Raw genomic sequence first — 17579 nt, forward strand, 5'->3', positions numbered from 1 at the left:
AGGCCACCCCTGTGACGGGTGGGCCTGTCGTGGCCCTGTTCAGGGTTGTCGACCGTTGTTGACGTTTTCCATTGACGTATTCCGTTGACGTTTCTGTTGACGTTTTCTAGGGGTGGGGCAGTTGAGTCGCAGGACGACCCATGCGTACAAGCCGCTGAGTCTGAAGCGGAGAGCATGGCTGACGATAGGTGCGGTCGTACTGGGAGGGGCGGGAGTCGTCACGTACGCCGCGGCGAATCCGTCGGGGCCCGCCGACGACAAGACCGCCGGTTCCCGCAAGCCCGCCGTGCACACCGTGAAGCTCAAGGACGAGGGCGCCGGCCGAAAGGGCCTGGACAAGCAGGGCACCGACCGGTTCAACGCGGTGATGCTGACCTGGAGCGACCCGGGGGCGGAGCCGAAGGGCACCCCCGAGGTGCGTTACCGCGAGCGGGAGAGCGGCGCCTGGTCGGGGTGGCAGAAGCTGCCGGACGACCCGTTCTCCGCCGACGGCGAAGAGGCCGAACACGCCGGGACACGCGGCGGCACGGCGTCCCTGTGGACCGGCGACGCGGACGGCGTCGAGGTGCGGGTGGTCGGCGCGGACGGCACCGAGGCGAAGGGGCAGCCGGCCGGGATGGACGTGCGGCTCCTCGACCCGGGTACGGATCCGGGCACCGGTCCGACGGGCGCGTCCACGACGCAGGCCGAGCCCGCCGCGTACGCCTACCCCGCGGAGGAGACCACACCCGCGGCGAGCGACTCGGCGACCCCGACGGACACGGGTACGGGTACGGGTACGGGTACGCCCACGGACACGGATACGCCTGCGCCCACGGACTCGACGACCCCGACGGACACCATCTCCCCCACGCCGTCTCCCACGCCCACCCCCACCAACACCGTCCCGGCGCCCCGCCCCTCAACGGTCGTCAAGCCCCCGATCATCACCCAGTCCCAGTGGGGCGCCTCCACCGCCTACGACGGCACCCCCACCTACGGCACCGAGATCAAGGCAGCCGTCATCCACCACACCGGCGTGGACAGCGACAACAAGCTCTCCTGCGCACAGTCCCGCGCCCGCCTGCGCACCATCCAGCAGGAGCACTTCGCCCGCGGCTACTACGACATCGGCTACAACTTCCTCGTCGACAGGTGCGGCCAGATCTTCGAGGGCCGCAGCGGCGGCATGGACCTGCCCGTGGTCGGCGCGCACGACGTCGGCTTCAACACGAACACGGTCGGCATCTCGTATCTCGGCAACTACGAGAGCGCCCAGCCGAGCCGCGCAGGGCTCGACGCCATCGCCCGGGTCGTCGCCTGGAAGTTCGGGATGTACGGCATCGACCCGACCGGCAAGGTGACGCTGACGTCCGGCGTCGACGCCGGGGTCGACGGCAACAAGGTCGCGAAGGGGCAGTCGGTCACGCTGCCGCGCGTCTTCGGCCACCGTGACACCAACGCCACGGCCTGCCCCGGCGCCAACCTCTACAAGAAGCTCTCCCAGATCGCCACCCTGGCCAAGCTCCCCGGCGTCTCGCACGCCCTCGCCACGACCGACTACGACCGCGACGGCGTGAGCGACCTCGTCGCCGGTACGCCGACATCAGGCGGCGGCATCGTCACCGTGGTCCCCGGCGGCCTCGACGGCCCGGTCACGGCCTCGAAGCGGACGCTCACGCAGAACAGCGCCGGCGTCCCCGGCACCTCCGAGACCGGTGACGGCTTCGGCGCCGCAACCGCCTGGGGCGATGTGAACGGCGACGGCTACGCGGACCTCGCGGTCGGCTCCCCCGGCGAGGACGACACCAGCGGCAACGCAGACCGCGGCTCGGTCACCGTCCTGTACGGCCCCGCCCTCAACTCCGGTTTCTCGTACGCCACTTCGACGGTGACAGCGGCCGGCGCCAAGCTCGGAGCAGCCGTCGCGGTCGCCGACTTCAACGCGGACGGCAAGGCGGACGTGTTCGCCGCGGGCACCGGCAGAGGCGGCAACTGGAACGCCCGCCTCACCGGCGGCGCGACACAGACCGGCACCCTCACCACCTCGACGAGCGCGATCGCGTACGCCGATGCCGCGACCGGCGACTTCAACCGGGACGGCTACGCGGACGTGGCCCTCAACTACCGTGACGCGGGCGGCATCGGCCGCGTCACCTGGTTCAAGGGCGGCGCGTCCGGCCTGACGAAGGTGTCCGTCATCAGCGTCAGGGGCGGCCGCTCGATCGCCGCGGGCGACGTGAACGGCAACGGCTACGACGACATCGTCATCGGCCAGCCGTCCGCCACCGAGTCCGGCGGAAGGGCGGGCGGCCAGGTCACCATGGTCCCGGGCACCGCGACCGGCTTCACCACCACCGGAATGACCGTCATCCACCAGGACACGACCGGCGTTCCGGGCGGCGACGAGTCCGGCGACGCCTTCGGCACCTCGGTCTCGACCGGCGACTACAACGCCGACGGCTACGCGGACGTCCTCACCGGCGCCCCCGGCGAGGACCTCGCCCGCGACGGCGTCAACCGCGCCAACGCGGGCACGGTGACCCTCCTCAAGGGCACCTCCGCCGGCCTCACCGGCTCCGGCTCGGTCTCCGTCTCGCAGGACACCACCGGCGTCCCCGGCGCCACGGAGACCAACGACAAGCTGGGCTCGGCCGTCTCCCTCACCGACCTGTCCGGGTACGGCCGCGCCGACCTCACACTCGGCGCCGAGGGCGAGGACGCGAACAACGGCATCCTCATGTACGTCCCGAGCAACAGCACCGGCCTCGGCCTGTCCACGACGGCGATCCTGAGCAGGACCCCGCTGGGTACGCCCACGGGCGCCCGCCTCGGCCAGGTGGTCGCACCGTAGACCCGACCTCCGCGGCGGCGGGCGCTTCCGCCGCCGCGGACGGTCATCGGCCATCGCAGGCCGGCTCGCGGGCTCAGCGCGTGGCCTCCCGGCACAGCAGCCGCAGCGACCCGTCGCCCGCGTAACAGCGGCGGGCCTCGTCGATCGGGTCCCACAACCGCCCGTCGGGCGTACGGATCCAGTGATCGCCGCCCGTCTCCCACCACTCCGCCCCCGTGCACCGGGCGACGACTTCACCGCCGTACGCCCCGAAGCCGCGCAGCGCCGTCTCGACGGCGGCGTACGGCGCTCCCTCCCTGCGTATCTCCTCGATCAGCCGGTCGACGCGCCACAGGCTCTGCGCGGAGTAGTCGAGGCGCAGCCGCGCCCCCTCGCGCATCGTCGCGACCGCGTCCGCCGCCCAGCGGATGGGCTTCGTCGCAGCTTGGGGCCGGGTTGCTCGAGTTGCGTTCACACTCGGAAGAGCGCCCTCCGAACGGAATTCGTCACGCGGATCCAGCGACTCCCCGACACGGGCGCGGGATCGCCCCACGGTGCCCACAGCGCCCGCAGGACGGGCACAGGACTCTCGCAGCCAGCGGGTTTACGAGGCGGAGGGCGTCGTACGGACCACCCGGTCAGGCCGCCTACGCCCGCCCCCGTGCCCGGCGCGACACCACCGCCCGCAGCACCCGCCGCCCCTCCGTCGACTGGCCCAGGACGAGCCGCAGGCCGCCCGCGCCCCGGTCCGCGAGCAGCTCCAGGATGGCGATCTGGCGCCGGAGTTCGGCGGCGACGAGCGGTGACATGCCGTCGGTACGACCCTCGCGACGGGCCTCTACCGAGGAGGTGCCGTCGGCGGCGATGTCGAGGAGCTCGTGTATCCGCAGGGCCGCCACGGAACAGGCGTCGGCCCACGCCCGCAGGGCATCGAGGGAGGAGTCGAGCGGAACGGTCGCGAGCATGCGGCGGACGAGGAACGCGGCTTGGTCGTCGGGCGAGGCACCGGAGGTAGAGCCGACGTCGGCGTCGGAGTCCCCCGGCTCGCCCAGATCTGCCCGCGCCTTCTCGACCCGCTCCCCCCACGCCTCCCCGTCCACCAGGCTGGTCCACAGGGGCCGCAGCACATCGTCGTCATCGCCGCCCAGCAAGGGAACGCACCGGTCCAAACAAGCCAGCCCGCTCGCCGCCAGCCCACGCTCGTCGGCCAGAGCAATCAGTTCCACCAGGCTCATCGCGCCTCCCTCGACCTACTCGAACTCCGCGAACACCAGGACAGGGCGCCTGTTTCTAACGGAGCCCGCACCTCCCCTTACTGCGTGCGACAGACCGGGAGTGTCACAGGAGCTGAAAGAAGCTCACAGAGGTACGACGCCGAGCCGGTCCAGGAACCTGAATAGCAGGTTTTCGGCCAACAGGTCGGGATTCGCGGTCAGTACGTCGAGCAGCGGCCCGGCGACCACCGTGTGCCCGGCTTCGGCGGCCCAGGCGACGGCCCGTTCGGCGGCGTCGGCCGGCTCCAGGAAGTAGTCGTCGACGGTGAGCCCCTCCTCACCCGCCCCCAGGTACCCGGCCATCGCGGCCCGCGCCAGGCACGTCGTCCACGCGCCGCTCTCCGGCGCGGCCGCCTCGACGACCACGCAGTCGCTGTCCATGACGTACCCGAACAGCGCGGGCGCCCCGGTCTCCCGGGCGAGCGTGTTCATGCTCCCGACGTCCCCGTCACCGCTCGGGTACTCCCACACCTGCCAGCCGCCGGGCGCCATGGCCTGCAGGACCATGCCCGGCGCCCCCGCCAACGCGTCCAGCTCCGCGAGCGGTTGCTCGCTCCTGCCCACGACGTAGTACCCCCAGTAGCCCATTCCCGTCCCCCCGGTGTCTCGGTTCGGCTCGGGCCGAATACACCACAGGCGTACGGGAGTTCGCTACCTAATCGGGCAATCCGCCCCGCGGTCAGATGCCGACCGGTAGGGGGCCCTGGCCCTGGTACGCCTTCTCGTTCTGCATCCGCGTCAGCCGCAGCACGACGAGGATCGCGAGCACGGCCGCCGCGATGTCCATGACGTCGGCCAGCATGATCTGGCTGGTCGCGTCCTGGATCTCCTGGGGCGTCTCGGCGTTGCGGTACGAGGTGGACCCGGCCCGGTCCGCGATCAGCGAGATGATCCACAGCGTCCACCAGGCGTTGACCAGCCCGTGCGAACCGCGGGAGCCCACGGGGGTGCTCGCGTCCCAGATGTCCAGCATGACCCTGCGGGGGAACCACAGGTTCGCGATCGGCACGAACCAGCCCCAGATCACCCAGGCGCGCCTCTTGCTGTGCCCGGACGGGTTGAACACCTCGGCGTTGACCCTCATCCGCTGGAACCAGATGAGGTAGACGACGATGGCCGCGACGAGGGAGGTCGTCTGCGTGTACCCGGCCACGGCGTAGACCGTGTCCGCGTGTTCGGCCTCCCGCTGGACGGCGTCGCTGAAGTCGCCGCCCGCGATGGAGCCCGTCACGTCGTACATGTTGAGGTCCGCCCAGACGGCGAAGAGGTCCGTGGCGATGACAAGGCCGAGGAGTATGGCGACGGACTTGCCGAGGCCGACCGGCGAACGCAGCCAGGCGGGGCCGTGCGGCAGAGTCATCGGACCCGTCGGCAGGGGTGGCGCCGCGGGCAGTGGCGCGGGCACGGGACCACCGGCGGGCGCGGGCACACCGGCGGACACCGACGCCGCCTCATCGGCGCAGTCGGCGCACAGGCCTTCTGACGTCGACGCCGTGGCGAAGTAACACTTCTTGCAGAACATGGGAATCCCCCGAATCACCGGCACAGGAACCGTGCCGACAGGACCGTGCCGACAGCCCTGCCGACACAAGAAGCGGGCGTGCCCCTCCCAAGGGCACACCCGGCAATCGACTGCATGTATCGAATACGCATGCGGAAGATACGGTTCGCCCTGCCCGTACGTCCAGCCGATTCAGCCCAGCCGGTCCGCCAGCTTCTTGAAGTCCGCCCAGGACAGTGCGGGTTTGCCGGGATCCCACAGCTTCTGGACCGTCGCACGCAACGGCATCCTGATCCCCGCCGCCACCTGGTCCTGGGTCTGCGAGCCCGCGAGATCGCACCACACCGCGAAACTCCCGCCGAGGATCTGCCCGTCGTACTTCGCGGGGACCGGCGTCGTTCCGCGCACCACGAGCGGGGTCCACTGCTCGTAGATGCGCTGCCCGGTGGGGTAGACGAAGGTCTGCGGCTCGCCGAGGACGTAATAGAGGTACTCGTCGTTGTAGTTGATCAACTCGCGCCCCGCGCTGAGGTATTCGACGGGTTTGCGCGCACCGATCTCCTTGCCCGTCCAGTACGCCACCTGCAGATCGCTGTCGGCCTGCACCTGACCCCCGGGGAAGAACCCGTCGTTCCAGGCCCGCAGCGTCCGGTCGTGCCCGCGCATCACCTCGGCGCGGTCGTTGAGCCAGCCGGTCGCGAGGTCGGCGATGCCGGCGCCCGCGCCGTAGGTGTTCACGGCCGCGGTGGCCAGCTGCGGGTAGGAGGCCGCGGGGTTCGCGACCGTCAGCGCCCGGTACTCGTCGCCGCCGAGGTGCCAGTAGGCGCCGGGGAAGAGACCGGCGTACTCGTTCAGCAGCTCGTCGACGAGGTCCGCGGACGCCTGCTGGGAGATGTCGAGAGAGCCCTGCGAGGCGACGCCCTGCGCGTTGCGCAACTGGAGGTCGGGGTGCGCGGCGAGGACCGCGCCCAGGTGACCGGGCGAGTCGATCTCGGGGACGACGGTGATGTGCCGGCTCGCGGCGAGGTCGAGGATCTCACGGACCTGCGCCTTGGTGAGGTGCTCCTTCGACACGATCTCCGGGTGCGTGTCGGACTCGATGCGGAAGCCCTGGTCGTCGGAGAAGTGCAGGCCGAGCTGGTTGAACTTCAGGTCTCCCAGCTCCCGGACCCGGTCCTCGATCCAGTCCGCCGTGAAGTGCTTGCGCGCGATGTCCAGCATCAGCCCGCGCTGCGGCTTCGCGGGCCGGTCGCGTACGACGCCCTCGGGCGCCGTGCCGCCGCCGTTCACCTCTTGCTTGAGCGTGCGCGTGCCGTAGAAGACGCCCGCGTCGCCGGGGGCGGTGATCGTCACCCGACCGTTCTTGACGGTCAGGGTGTACGACTCCACGCCCGAGGTTCCGTCGTCGAGGCCCAACTCGACGTCCCCGGACCGGGGTTCCGTCTCCCCCGCGTACGACATCTTGAGCTCTCCGGCGAGCAGCCGGCCCTCGTCGGCGAGGTCACTGTCGGCGACGACCACGCGGGCGCCGGTGGCGGGGCGCCAGCCGGGGCCCCTGGCGGGGGTGTGTTCGCGTACGGCGGGGATGGTGCGGGGGGTCTGGGACAGGGGGTACGTCCGTGTCGGCGAGGGAGAGGCGCTGGTGGGCGCCGTCGGCCCGACACTGGACACGCTCACCGACGTACCGCCCGTCGGCACCTGCGCCCCCGCCGGCTCGCCACTGTCCCCGGCGGGCCAGAACGCGACGGTGAGCGCCGCGGCCCCGGCCACGACGACTCCGCCGCCCGCCACCAGAACCCACCCAGTCCCCCGCACCGGCGCCCGCCGCCGACCGGGGCTCACGGGGCGACGCTCCGCAGGGCGCCGGCGCCGGCGACGGCCGGGAGTTTTTCGCCCCCTCCGCCCCTACCCGTCCCTTGTTCCTGGGGGCTCCGCCCCCAGACCCCCGTATCGGCCTGAACGGCCTCGTCCTCAAACGCCGGACGGGCTAGAAATAGCCCCTCCGGCGTTTGAGGAGCGGGGTCTGGGGCGGATCCCCAGGAACGGGACGGGAAGGGGCGGAGGGGGCGAAAACCCCAACCACCCGCACCCGCACACCCGATCCCCGCCACATCACACATCACGATCCGCATCACGCCGCTCACTTCGCCACCGAGGTCGCACAGCCAGTCGTACAGCCGTGCCGTACAACCCCCCATTACGGAGCCAGGTTTTACATCCCCTCAGTGAACCTAGGCCCCCTTCCCCACCCCAACCGTCCACCACACGTTCCGAAACACTCCCGTCCGGGTGAAATTCGGGCATCCGTCGGACAGCTCCCGACACTCCTCGATAGCGTGAGCATCACAACTTTCCCTCCTTCCCCTGCCGAACCACACGTGACATCCGCACGTGATGCCCACCGGATGTCACGCGAATCCCACCGCCGAGGACACACGCTGCCCCCGCACCGTCTCCCCCACCTCCCCGAGCAGAAGAGCGCGGCGCAGTCCCTGCCCGCCCGCCCGGAGCGGTTCAACACCGCACCCGCCGACACGGTCGAGCGCGCCCTCCTCACCTGCTGCCGCAGCCTGCGCTGGGCCCACCGCCTGGTCGAGCACCGGCCCTATCCGGACCTGGACGCACTGCTCGCCGCGGCCGACGAGGCGGCGTACGACCTGACGCCCGCCGACCTCGCCGAGGCGCTGGCCGGCGAGTCGCTCACGCTGCTCCCGGACGGCGCATACTCCGCCGCCCACACCGCACTGAGCGCCGCGCACGCCGCGTACGAGAGCCGCTTCGGGCACGTGTTCGTCATCTGCCTGGACAACTTCGCCCCGGAGGAGGCCCTCGACCAGGTGCTCGCCGGAATCCGCTCCCGCCTCGCCAACGACCCCGAGGAGGAGCGCGTCCTCGCGGCCGAGGAGCTCCGGCGACTCGCCCGGGGCAGGCTCACCCGCCTTGCAAACATGTTCGAAACGGACAGGGATGGCGACGGAGACGGCAGCAGAGCCGACATGGGCGAAGAACCCGGAATCGTCGAAACGCATGGATTCCGGGCGGCCCGATAGCCCGTACGTGCCTGTTTGATTGCCTGTTTGATCACACCAGTGGGGCCGCTGTAAGCGTTCCGACAAAGCGTCGCTACGATGGCCAGGGCCGGTGGACCGTACCCGGCCGGGCCCGTCCGACACCGAAGCCGGCGCGGCCCCAATCCCCGCTCCCGGAGGGTTTTCCGTGCCGGCTGGAACGCTGTACCGCGGCCGGGAAGGAATGTGGTCCTGGGTGGCTCATCGAGTCACCGGCGTCCTCATCTTCTTCTTCCTGTTCGTACACGTGCTGGACACCGCTCTCGTTCGTGTATCCCCCGAGGACTACGACAAGGTCGTAGCCACGTACAAGACGCCGCTCGTCGCGCTGCTGGAGTACGGCCTCGTCGCCGCCATCCTTTTCCACGCGCTCAACGGCCTGCGTGTCATCGCCGTCGACTTCTGGTCGAAGGGCCCGCGCTACCAGAAGCAGATGCTGTGGTCCGTCGTCGGTATCTGGGTCGTGCTGATGGTGGGGGCCCTTTACCCCGTCCTCGGTCACGCATTCCGCGAAGTCTTCGGGAGCTGACGCAGATGTCCACCACTGAAACCGCCGCATCCGGCATCGGCCCCGTCGAAGGCGCGGGCGAGTTGTCGACGTACAGCGTCGACAACCCGGCGCCGCTCATCGAGGCCCCGCGCAAGCGGACCAAGAAGACCCCGAAGTCGACCCGCGGCAACTTCGAGATGTACGGCTGGCTCTTCATGCGCCTGTCCGGCATCGTCCTGGTCGTCCTGGTCCTCGGCCACCTGCTCATCCAGCTCGTCCTCGACGGCGGCGTCTCCAAGATCGGCTTCGCCTTCGTGGCCGGCCGCTGGGCGTCCCCCTGGTGGCAGGTCTGGGACCTCGCAATGCTGTGGCTCGCGATGCTGCACGGCGCCAACGGCCTGCGTACGGTCATCAACGACTACGCGGAGCGCGCGAACACGCGCCTGTGGCTGAAGGGCCTGCTGTACACCGCCACGGTGTTCACGATTCTGCTGGGCACGCTGGTGATCTTCACCTTCGACCCGAACATCCGCTAGGCACGGGGCTGAGGCAACCACTCATGAAGATCCACAAGTACGACACCGTCATCGTCGGCGCAGGCGGCGCCGGTATGCGCGCCGCGATCGAGTCGACGAAGCGCAGCCGCACCGCCGTGCTGACGAAGCTCTACCCCACCCGCTCCCACACGGGCGCCGCGCAGGGCGGCATGGCCGCCGCGCTCGCCAACGTGGAAGAGGACAACTGGGAGTGGCACACCTTCGACACCGTCAAGGGCGGTGACTACCTGGTCGACCAGGACGCCGCCGAGATCCTGGCGAAGGAGGCCATCGACTCGGTCCTCGACCTGGAGAAGATGGGCCTTCCCTTCAACCGGACGCCCGACGGGACGATCGACCAGCGCCGCTTCGGCGGTCACAGCCGTAACCACGGTGAGGCGCCGGTGCGCCGCTCCTGCTACGCGGCCGACCGCACCGGCCACATGATCCTCCAGACGCTGTACCAGAACTGCGTCAAGGAGGGCGTGGAGTTCTTCAACGAGTTCTACGTCCTCGACCAGCTGATCGTCGAGGTCGACGGCGTCAAGCGGTCGGCCGGTGTCGTGGCGTACGAGCTGGCGACCGGCGAGATCCACGTCTTCCAGGCGAAGGCCGTGATCTACGCGTCCGGCGGCACCGGCAAGTTCTTCAAGGTGACGTCCAACGCGCACACCCTGACGGGCGACGGCCAGGCGGCGGTCTACCGTCGCGGCCTCCCCCTGGAGGACATGGAGTTCTTCCAGTTCCACCCGACCGGCATCTGGCGCATGGGCATCCTGCTGACGGAGGGCGCCCGCGGTGAGGGCGGCATCCTCCGCAACAAGGACGGCGAGCGCTTCATGGAGAAGTACGCGCCGGTCATGAAGGACCTCGCGTCGCGAGACGTGGTCTCCCGCTCGATCTACACGGAGATCCGTGAGGGCCGCGGCTGCGGCCCCGAGGGTGACCACGTCTACCTCGACCTGACGCACCTTCCCCCGGAGCAGCTGGACGCCAAGCTCCCGGACATCACCGAGTTCGCGCGCACCTACCTGGGCATCGAGCCGTACACGGACCCGATCCCGATCCAGCCCACCGCGCACTACGCGATGGGCGGCATCCCGACGAACGTCCAGGGTGAGGTGCTGAGCGACAACACGACCGTGGTTCCCGGTCTGTACGCCGCCGGCGAGGTCGCGTGCGTGTCGGTGCACGGCGCGAACCGCCTCGGCACGAACTCCCTCCTCGACATCAACGTGTTCGGGAAGCGCGCGGGTATCGCCGCCGCCGAGTACTCGGCGAAGGCCGACTACGTCGAGCTGCCCGAGGACCCGTCCTCCCAGGTCGTGTCGCAGGTCGAGCACCTGCGCAACTCCACGGGCACGGAGCGCGTCGCAGTCCTGCGCAACGAGCTGCAGGAGTGCATGGACGCCAACGTGATGGTGTTCCGCACCGAGCAGACGATCAAGACGGCGGTCGAGAAGATCGCGGAGCTGCGCGAGCGCTACCGGAACGTCTCGATCCAGGACAAGGGCCGCCGCTTCAACACGGACCTCCTGGAGGCCATCGAGCTGGGCAACCTGCTCGACCTGGCCGAGGTCATGGCGACCTCCGCACTGGCGCGCAAGGAGTCCCGCGGCGGTCACTACCGCGAGGACTACCCGAACCGCGACGACGTCAACTTCATGCGCCACACCATGGCGTACCGCGAGGTCGGCGACGACGGCACCGAGTCCATCCGTCTCGACTACAAGCCGGTCGTCCAGACCCGCTACCAGCCGATGGAGCGTAAGTACTAATGGCAACACCGACCCTGGACAAGGCGGAGCCCGCCGACAAGCCTGAGGCAGGCTTCGCCGACTCCCCGTACATCACCGCCACGTTCCGCATCCGCCGCTTCAACTCCGAAGTCTCGGCGGAGGCGGCCTGGGAAGACTTCCAGCTGGAGATCGACCCGAAGGAGCGCGTCCTCGACGCCCTCCACAAGATCAAGTGGGACCAGGACGGAACGCTCACCTTCCGCCGCTCCTGCGCGCACGGCATCTGCGGCTCGGACGCCATGCGGATCAACGGCAAGAACCGCCTTGCCTGCAAGACGCTGATCAAGGACCTCAACCCGGACAAGCCGATCACGGTCGAGCCCATCAAGGGCCTGACGGTCCTCAAGGACCTGATCGTCGACATGGAGCCGTTCTTCCAGGCGTACCGCGACGTGATGCCCTTCCTCATCACGAAGGACACCAACGAGCCGACCCGGGAACGCCTCCAGTCCGCCGAGGACCGCGAGCGCTTCGACGACACCACGAAGTGCATCCTGTGCGCGGCGTGCACGTCCTCGTGCCCGGTCTTCTGGAACGACGGCCAGTACTTCGGCCCGGCCGCCATCGTCAACGCGCACCGCTTCATCTTCGACTCGCGCGACGAAGCCGGCGAACAGCGCCTGGAGATCCTGAACGACAAGGACGGCGTCTGGCGCTGCCGCACGACGTTCAACTGCACGGACGCCTGCCCTCGGGGGATCGAGGTCACCAAGGCGATCCAGGAAGTTAAGCGGGCGTTGATCACTCGGCGGTTCTGAGGTTTTTGGTCGTACGTCGCTGTGGGCCCCGTTCCCGGTTTGCAAGCCGGGGGCGGGGCTTCGCGCTTGCCGGCACCTCACACGGCCAACGCCGCCCGTATCTGCTTGAGGGTCACCTTGTGCGTGACGCAGTCGGCGAGCCGCTCCAGCTCCGGGCGCCCGGCCCCACCCGCAAGACGGGCGAGTGCCTGCACACCGGAGCCCGCGACCGTCGCCTTCACCGGCGGCCGCTCGACCAAGGCGCCGAGGACACGCACGGTGCGCGGGTGAGCCGGCAACAGAGAGAGCAGCAGGGCGAGTCCCCGCATGGCGGGACGGTTGTACCGGTCATACGCGCCATCGGAGCCGCCGGCGCCCTCCGCGGCCCGCTCCAGCCACACCTCGGCGGTGCGCCGAACCCTCTCCGGGCCGAGGGCGTCGGCCAACTCGGCGGCGCGCCGGTCCCAGGCCCGAGTGTGGGCACCACCGGGCACGGCCAGCAGATGTCGTACGAGGACGATCCATCCCGCCCCGAGCGTGGACAACTCGGCAAGCACCGAGTCGGCCCAAGGCTCACCGGGGTTGAGCACGGGCTCGGTGAGACGCTCCAGGATCGACGCGGTCGGAACGTGATCCCAGAAGCCCTCCAGCTCGGACCGGCGGAGCAGGCCCACGACTTCACCCGAGAGGGACCGCCCCGCGTCCAGAAGTGCCCCGCTCAGGACCCACAGCTCGTCCATCGTCTGCGCGTACCAGTACCGCTCGGCCCACTTCTCCAGCAACGCGTTCCAGGCATCGCACCAGGCGCCGGTGGCCGACGTCCTCGTGACCAGGGCCAGCAGCACAAGTCCCCGCTCCCGGCCGTCGCCCACGCCACGCGTAGTGCCGACGTACTCGCCGAAGGCCTGGGCGAGCGCGTCGCGATCACCCTGGGGCATCGCCCGCAGCACGGCACCCACGCCGACCCCCTCGTGCTCCGCCGACGAGAAGAGCAGCACCTGCGCGAGCTTGTCCAAGTCACCCTTGCCGACCAGCTCTTGGACGTACTCCACCCGCTCCCCGGCCTCCCAGGGCGACATCACGAGATCCATTCCCCGAACGCTAGTACGCACCACTGACAACGACCGGCCGCGCACGACAAAACGTCGGTTCCCAGGACCTGGTTGTGGTCCCTGGGAACCGACGTGAGCCGGGGCCCGCATCGGCCATCGGCATCATCGCCGTGCCGGGTGCGGGCCCCCGTCGTCTGGGGCAGCATCAGCCGCGCAGCACACGACCCTGCTTGTCCGTGCGGTCGTTGCTCGTGAAGAACAGGATCGCGTCGATCAGGGCCCATATGCCCAGACCACCGCAGGTGAAGAGCTGGGCGATGGCCACGCCCGTGGAGCCGACGTAGAAGCGGCCGGCACCGAGGCCACCCAGGAAGAGCTGGAGGAGGCCCGCGGTGATCTTGGACTTGTCGGACAGGGGGCGGCCCTGGTGGTCGACGCCGAACGGTGCGTCAGGGGTGGGGACAGACATGGAAGTTGCTCCTGGGATGACCGATGAGAGACCGAAGCGGAGTGCTCCGGGGGAATCCAGGAGGGAACCCATGGCAAAAAACGCCTACTTGCGATGACGTATGACGAACCGCGCCATCCCCCCTGTGACGTCGGAAGCATAGAGAAACTGCAGGGGAGGGTGGGAGAGAGAACGCTAGATCGATCTGGATCGTTCCTGATCCGTGATCAAATTCTGGCCAATTCTCAGTGAAGTCATGGCCGACAGACAGGCAAGGGCCCTTGCCTCAACACGGGTGCCCTCAGGGCGACTCATCCGGCTCACCCTGCTCACACGACGTTGCGGGCCACGGTCCACGCCACGGCCACCACCAGCACCAACGCCTGGGCCCGCGGGCTCAGCGTCGGCCGCCAGCGACGCCCTCGCACCCCTTCCACAAACCAGCGCCCCAACAGCACCAGCGCGAACGGTGAAGCCAGCAGGAGCATCCTGTTGTCGTGCCAGGCCGCGGTGAACTGGCCATGCATCAGGTCGTACACCATGCGGGTGCCGCCGCAGGCCGGGCAGAGCAGCCCGGTGAGGTAGCGGAACGGGCACTGGGGCAGCAGATGCCCCGGCTCGTGCGGATCGGTGCCGTAGAGATAGCCGGCGCCCGCGACCCCGGCGACGAACACCGCGAGGGGTGCCGTCGCCGGGTGCCGCAGGACGGTCCCTCGCCCGGACCCGGGTTCAGCCACGCAGGATCCGCCCCTGGGAGTCCGTGGCGGTGTTGCCGGTCAGCAGGAGGATCCCGTCGATCAGGGCCCAGACGCCCAGACCACCGCAGGTGAAGAGCTGGGCGATGCCGATACCGACGCTGCCTATGTAGAAACGCCCGATGCCGAGGCTGCCGAGGGTGAGCTGGAGAATCCCCGCGACGATCTTCGACTTGTCGGAGTACGGGCGGCCGTACGGGTCGTAGCCGTACGGGGCGTTGGGGTCGCCGGTGTACATGCCGGGCGGCACGGCACCCATGGGGTAACCCTGCTGCGGGTAGCCGTACGGCCCGGGCTGCTGGTACCCGCCCGGCTGCTGGTACGCCCCCGGACCCGGCTGCTGGTAGGCGCCCGCCTGGTCTGCCCCGTACGGGTTCGCACCGTCGGGCGGGACGGGACCGGGGTTCGGATAGCCGTAGCCGGGCGGCTGGTCCGAGGGCTGCTGGGGCTGCTCGGTCAAGGTGATCGCTCCTGATCTCCACGCGAGGGACGCTGGGCACGCCTGTCGATCAAATGGCCGAACAGGACTGTCGGTCATCTTGCAGGAGCGAGGGGCCTGGAGAGAAGTCAGCACCCCGGTTTGCACGCGCGAGGCGGGGCCTTCGTCCAGCGAGGAACCGCAGGACGAACCCCGCGCGGCCCGGCACTCGATCGGGTGACCCTCACCGGTATCCGTCGCCGCCAGCAGGAAGTACGTCAGGGTACTAGTATGTTTACATACTACCCAGTGAGGGCTCGTGGCCTGGCATCTTGAAATGGCCGGGGAGGTTCGCGACTGGCTACACGAACTACGGAAGAGCGACCGCACCACAGCACAGCTCGTGGGCCAAGCCATCCAGGCTCTCGTCAACGAGGGCCCCGACCTGGGGCGCCCGCTGGTGGATCGAATCAAAGGTTCCGCGCTGCACAATCTCAAGGAACTACGGCCTGGCTCAACAGGGAACAGCGAGATCCGGATCCTGTTCGCCTTCGACTCGGCACGCAGCGCCGTTCTGCTCGTAGCCGGAGACAAATCAAGGCAGTGGGCCGGGTGGTATCGCCGCTCGATCCCGCTGGCCGAGGCACGCTATGCCGAGTGGCTGGAGTACCTGGCTCAGCGGCAGAAGAAGGAGGCGCAGAAATGACCAGCTTCCACTCCTGGGACGAGGTCAAGCACGAGGTCTTCGACGCCGAGGACCTCGACGAGATCTCCGCGGGAGCCCGGCGCATGGTGGCCGAGGCACGCGCACACCGGCTCGCCGAGATGCGCAGGCAACTCGGGCTCACGCAGCGCGAAGTGGCGGACCGCATGCATGTGAGGCAGGAGCGGGTGTCCGCGATCGAGCGCGGCAAGGCGACATCCGCGGAGGTGGGGACCGTAGCGGCGTATGTCGCCGCGCTGGGCGGCGAGTTGGAGATCGTCGCCAACTTCAACGGAACCAGGGTGGTCGTGGCTTGACTTGCTCCTGAGGGCTGAGGCCCTAGGGGCTTCTGGACTTCCCGTCCGTCGCTGTGGATGTTGATCGCAGCGTTCAGAGATGGCACCAGATCTCGTACAACCCTTACGCCTCACAACACGTCTTCTGTGTACTCCCGTCCCGGCCGTGTCAGCCATGACCCCGCCGGACGGGCGTCCCAGATCACCGCGGGCAGCCGAAAGGCCCCGCGCACCGCAGGAGACGCACTCACTTGATAAGAAGCGCCACGCGCATGACCCATCGCCTGGTCCTCGCGACGGCCACAGCCGCCTCGCTGACCGGCGGCCTGCTCACCCTCGCGACGGGCCCCGCGACCGCCGCCACCCCCGCCAAGTACGCGGACGACTTCAACGGCGACGGTTACCGCGACTACGCGGTCGGCGACGGCGGATCGGTCACCGTGACGTACGGGACCGCGACGGGCCCCGGCACCGTGGTGAAGACGTTCAGCCAGCGGAGCGCGGGCATCCCCGGTACGGCCGGTGACGCCGGAGGGTACGGCGACGGATTCGGCGACTCCCTCGCGAACGCCGACTTCAACCGCGACGGATACGCCGACCTCGCCGTCGGCGACCACTCCGAGAAGGTGGGGACGAAAGTCGCGGCGGGCGCGGTCACCATCGTCTGGGGATCGTCGTCCGGCCTGGGTTCGTCGGCGACCCGTCTCTCCGTCACGACCCACTCGTACTACGGGTTCGGCGACTCCCTCGCCACCGGTGACTTCAACGGCGACGGCAAGGCTGACCTGGCGGTCGCCGACAGCACCGGGACTACGTACATCTATCGCGGCGGCTTCGCCAAGTCCGGTACGACGGGCAAGGTGACCAAGCACGTCCCGAGCCCGAGCGTTGCCGACATCCTCGAACCGACCGCGCTCGTCGCCGGGAAGGTCACCAAGGACAAGGCCACGGACCTGTACGTCCTCGGCCAGGGTTACAAGAACGACAAGATGACGCAGGCCGCGTGGTTCCTGCGCGGCGGCACCACGGTCAAGTCGGGCAAGTTCACGACGTACAACGCCTCTTCACCGGACTACAGCCCCACCGGCGTCATCGCGGACTTCGACAAGAACGGCTACGGCGACCTGGCCGTCAGCGACACCCCGTACAACAAGGGCGCGGGCGCGGTCGTGGTTCTCCGCGGCGGTGCGAGTGGCCCCACCACCAACTACCGCCTCGCCCAGTCCACTTCGGGTGTCGCCACCGCCGCCACCAAGAACGACGGCTTCGGTTACGCGCTCTCCGCCGGCGACACCAACCGCGACGGCTACCCTGACCTCGCGGTCGGCGTTCCGGAGGAGAAGGTCGGCTCCGTCATGTACGCGGGCGGCGTGCACGTCCTGCGGGGTGGCAAGAAGGGCCTGACCGGCACGGGTTCGCAGTGGTTCACGCGCACGACCGCGGGCGTCCCGGGTAGCGCCACCCAGTACTCAATGTTCGGCCTGTACGTCCGCCTCCGCGACCTCGACCGCGACGGCGACGCGGACCTCCTTATCTCGGACAACAACACCCCGAGCGTCCTGCTCCGGGGCGGCACGACGGGCATCACGACCGATGCCGCCACGGAGCCGGACCTGCGAGCAAACTTCCCGCAGTAACGGCCCCTTGCGCGCGCCGTGGCAATGATGGTCGCCGACCACCGGTCGCGGCG

General features: G+C 69.4%; 18 protein-coding genes. 9 read left to right on the forward strand and 9 right to left on the reverse strand.

The window, feature by feature from the left end; translation table 11 throughout:
* The first annotated feature begins 121 nt into the window (after positions 1-121).
* A complete protein-coding gene (locus OG266_RS16610) occupies positions 122-2833 on the forward strand; it encodes an FG-GAP-like repeat-containing protein (protein WP_371546498.1) in 2712 nt (903 codons plus the stop codon).
* Positions 2834-2906: 73 nt separating this feature from the next.
* Here OG266_RS16610 and OG266_RS16615 read toward each other — a convergent pair whose 3' ends face one another.
* The 5 genes from OG266_RS16615 to OG266_RS16635 form a co-directional block, all read right to left on the reverse strand.
* Positions 2907-3287, reverse strand: coding sequence for a hypothetical protein (locus OG266_RS16615; RefSeq protein WP_371546500.1), 381 nt, complete (start codon positions 3285-3287; stop codon positions 2907-2909).
* A gap of 172 nt (positions 3288-3459) precedes the next feature.
* Complete coding sequence (locus tag OG266_RS16620; protein WP_266455528.1) at positions 3460-4047, reverse strand: hypothetical protein; 588 nt, start codon at positions 4045-4047, stop codon at positions 3460-3462.
* A gap of 123 nt (positions 4048-4170) precedes the next feature.
* Positions 4171-4674, reverse strand: a complete 504-nt coding sequence (locus OG266_RS16625) for a hypothetical protein (protein ID WP_266455530.1) — start codon at positions 4672-4674, stop codon at positions 4171-4173.
* Between the two features lie 91 nt (positions 4675-4765).
* Entirely contained in the window at positions 4766-5608 is an 843-nt protein-coding gene (locus OG266_RS16630; protein WP_371546502.1) for a DUF4328 domain-containing protein, read from the reverse strand.
* Positions 5609-5779: 171 nt separating this feature from the next.
* Complete coding sequence (locus OG266_RS16635) at positions 5780-7429, reverse strand: glycoside hydrolase family 20 protein (RefSeq protein ID WP_371546503.1); 1650 nt, start codon at positions 7427-7429, stop codon at positions 5780-5782.
* Between the two features lie 563 nt (positions 7430-7992).
* On the opposite strand from OG266_RS16635, the gene OG266_RS16640 reads away from it, so the two are divergent.
* The 5 genes from OG266_RS16640 to OG266_RS16660 all read left to right on the forward strand — a co-directional run bounded on the left by OG266_RS16640 (position 7993) and on the right by OG266_RS16660 (position 12238).
* The gene (locus OG266_RS16640) at positions 7993-8637 is read left to right on the forward strand and encodes a 2-oxo-4-hydroxy-4-carboxy-5-ureidoimidazoline decarboxylase (RefSeq protein ID WP_371546505.1); all 645 of its coding nucleotides are present in this window, start codon (positions 7993-7995) and stop codon (positions 8635-8637) included.
* 166 nt (positions 8638-8803) lie between these two features.
* Complete coding sequence (gene sdhC / locus OG266_RS16645; RefSeq protein ID WP_266455538.1) at positions 8804-9184, forward strand: succinate dehydrogenase, cytochrome b556 subunit; 381 nt, start codon at positions 8804-8806, stop codon at positions 9182-9184.
* A gap of 5 nt (positions 9185-9189) precedes the next feature.
* Positions 9190-9681: a succinate dehydrogenase hydrophobic membrane anchor subunit gene (locus OG266_RS16650; protein ID WP_266455547.1), complete on the forward strand. Its 492-nt coding sequence runs from the start codon at positions 9190-9192 to the stop codon at positions 9679-9681.
* A 23-nt stretch (positions 9682-9704) separates the two neighbouring features.
* Positions 9705-11459 carry a succinate dehydrogenase flavoprotein subunit gene (gene sdhA / locus OG266_RS16655; protein WP_266455549.1) on the forward strand — a complete coding sequence of 585 codons (1755 nt, stop codon included), beginning with the start codon at positions 9705-9707 and terminating at the stop codon, positions 11457-11459.
* Positions 11459-12238 carry a succinate dehydrogenase iron-sulfur subunit gene (locus OG266_RS16660; RefSeq protein WP_371546506.1) on the forward strand — a complete coding sequence of 260 codons (780 nt, stop codon included), beginning with the start codon at positions 11459-11461 and terminating at the stop codon, positions 12236-12238. Before sdhA ends, OG266_RS16660 begins: the two co-directional genes overlap by 1 nt.
* Before the next feature lie 77 nt (positions 12239-12315).
* On the opposite strand, the gene OG266_RS16665 is transcribed toward OG266_RS16660, so the two are convergent.
* The 4 genes from OG266_RS16665 to OG266_RS16680 form a co-directional block, all read right to left on the reverse strand.
* Positions 12316-13308 carry a hypothetical protein gene (locus OG266_RS16665; protein ID WP_371546508.1) on the reverse strand — a complete coding sequence of 331 codons (993 nt, stop codon included), beginning with the start codon at positions 13306-13308 and terminating at the stop codon, positions 12316-12318.
* A gap of 166 nt (positions 13309-13474) precedes the next feature.
* Positions 13475-13738 (reverse strand): TM2 domain-containing protein, encoded by a 264-nt coding sequence (locus tag OG266_RS16670; protein WP_266455555.1) that lies wholly within the window; start codon positions 13736-13738, stop codon positions 13475-13477.
* Positions 13739-14046: 308 nt separating this feature from the next.
* Positions 14047-14454, reverse strand: a complete 408-nt coding sequence (locus tag OG266_RS16675) for a DUF2752 domain-containing protein (RefSeq protein ID WP_371546510.1) — start codon at positions 14452-14454, stop codon at positions 14047-14049.
* The gene (locus OG266_RS16680) at positions 14447-14932 is read right to left on the reverse strand and encodes an NINE protein (RefSeq protein WP_371546512.1); all 486 of its coding nucleotides are present in this window, start codon (positions 14930-14932) and stop codon (positions 14447-14449) included. Before OG266_RS16680 ends, OG266_RS16675 begins: the two co-directional genes overlap by 8 nt.
* 295 nt (positions 14933-15227) lie before the next feature.
* On the opposite strand from OG266_RS16680, the gene OG266_RS16685 reads away from it, so the two are divergent.
* The 3 genes from OG266_RS16685 to OG266_RS16695 all read left to right on the forward strand — a co-directional run bounded on the left by OG266_RS16685 (position 15228) and on the right by OG266_RS16695 (position 17526).
* A complete protein-coding gene (locus OG266_RS16685) occupies positions 15228-15596 on the forward strand; it encodes a type II toxin-antitoxin system RelE/ParE family toxin (RefSeq protein ID WP_371552813.1) in 369 nt (122 codons plus the stop codon).
* Complete coding sequence (locus OG266_RS16690; protein WP_371546514.1) at positions 15593-15910, forward strand: helix-turn-helix domain-containing protein; 318 nt, start codon at positions 15593-15595, stop codon at positions 15908-15910. Before OG266_RS16685 ends, OG266_RS16690 begins: the two co-directional genes overlap by 4 nt.
* Before the next feature lie 251 nt (positions 15911-16161).
* Positions 16162-17526 (forward strand): FG-GAP and VCBS repeat-containing protein, encoded by a 1365-nt coding sequence (locus OG266_RS16695; RefSeq protein ID WP_371546516.1) that lies wholly within the window; start codon positions 16162-16164, stop codon positions 17524-17526.
* Positions 17527-17579: the final 53 nt, after the last annotated feature.

The organism is Streptomyces sp. NBC_00554 (genome assembly GCF_041431135.1).
GTDB lineage: Bacteria > Actinomycetota > Actinomycetes > Streptomycetales > Streptomycetaceae > Streptomyces.

Excerpts from the sequence above, each read along its gene's own strand:
- OG266_RS16685 (WP_371552813.1), top strand. The coding sequence starts at position 15,228 with ATGGCCGGGGAGGTTCGCGACTGGCTACACGAACTACGGAAGAGCGAC.
- OG266_RS16690 (WP_371546514.1), top strand. The coding sequence starts at position 15,593 with ATGACCAGCTTCCACTCCTGGGACGAGGTCAAGCACGAGGTCTTCGAC.
- OG266_RS16695 (WP_371546516.1), top strand. The coding sequence starts at position 16,162 with ATGACCCATCGCCTGGTCCTCGCGACGGCCACAGCCGCCTCGCTGACC.
- OG266_RS16625 (WP_266455530.1), bottom strand. The coding sequence starts at position 4,674 with ATGGGCTACTGGGGGTACTACGTCGTGGGCAGGAGCGAGCAACCGCTC.
- OG266_RS16640 (WP_371546505.1), top strand. The coding sequence starts at position 7,993 with ATGTCACGCGAATCCCACCGCCGAGGACACACGCTGCCCCCGCACCGT.
- OG266_RS16660 (WP_371546506.1), top strand. The coding sequence starts at position 11,459 with ATGGCAACACCGACCCTGGACAAGGCGGAGCCCGCCGACAAGCCTGAG.
- OG266_RS16630 (WP_371546502.1), bottom strand. The coding sequence starts at position 5,608 with ATGTTCTGCAAGAAGTGTTACTTCGCCACGGCGTCGACGTCAGAAGGC.
- OG266_RS16620 (WP_266455528.1), bottom strand. The coding sequence starts at position 4,047 with ATGAGCCTGGTGGAACTGATTGCTCTGGCCGACGAGCGTGGGCTGGCG.
- OG266_RS16650 (WP_266455547.1), top strand. The coding sequence starts at position 9,190 with ATGTCCACCACTGAAACCGCCGCATCCGGCATCGGCCCCGTCGAAGGC.
- sdhA (WP_266455549.1), top strand. The coding sequence starts at position 9,705 with ATGAAGATCCACAAGTACGACACCGTCATCGTCGGCGCAGGCGGCGCC.
- OG266_RS16665 (WP_371546508.1), bottom strand. The coding sequence starts at position 13,308 with ATGGATCTCGTGATGTCGCCCTGGGAGGCCGGGGAGCGGGTGGAGTAC.
- OG266_RS16670 (WP_266455555.1), bottom strand. The coding sequence starts at position 13,738 with ATGTCTGTCCCCACCCCTGACGCACCGTTCGGCGTCGACCACCAGGGC.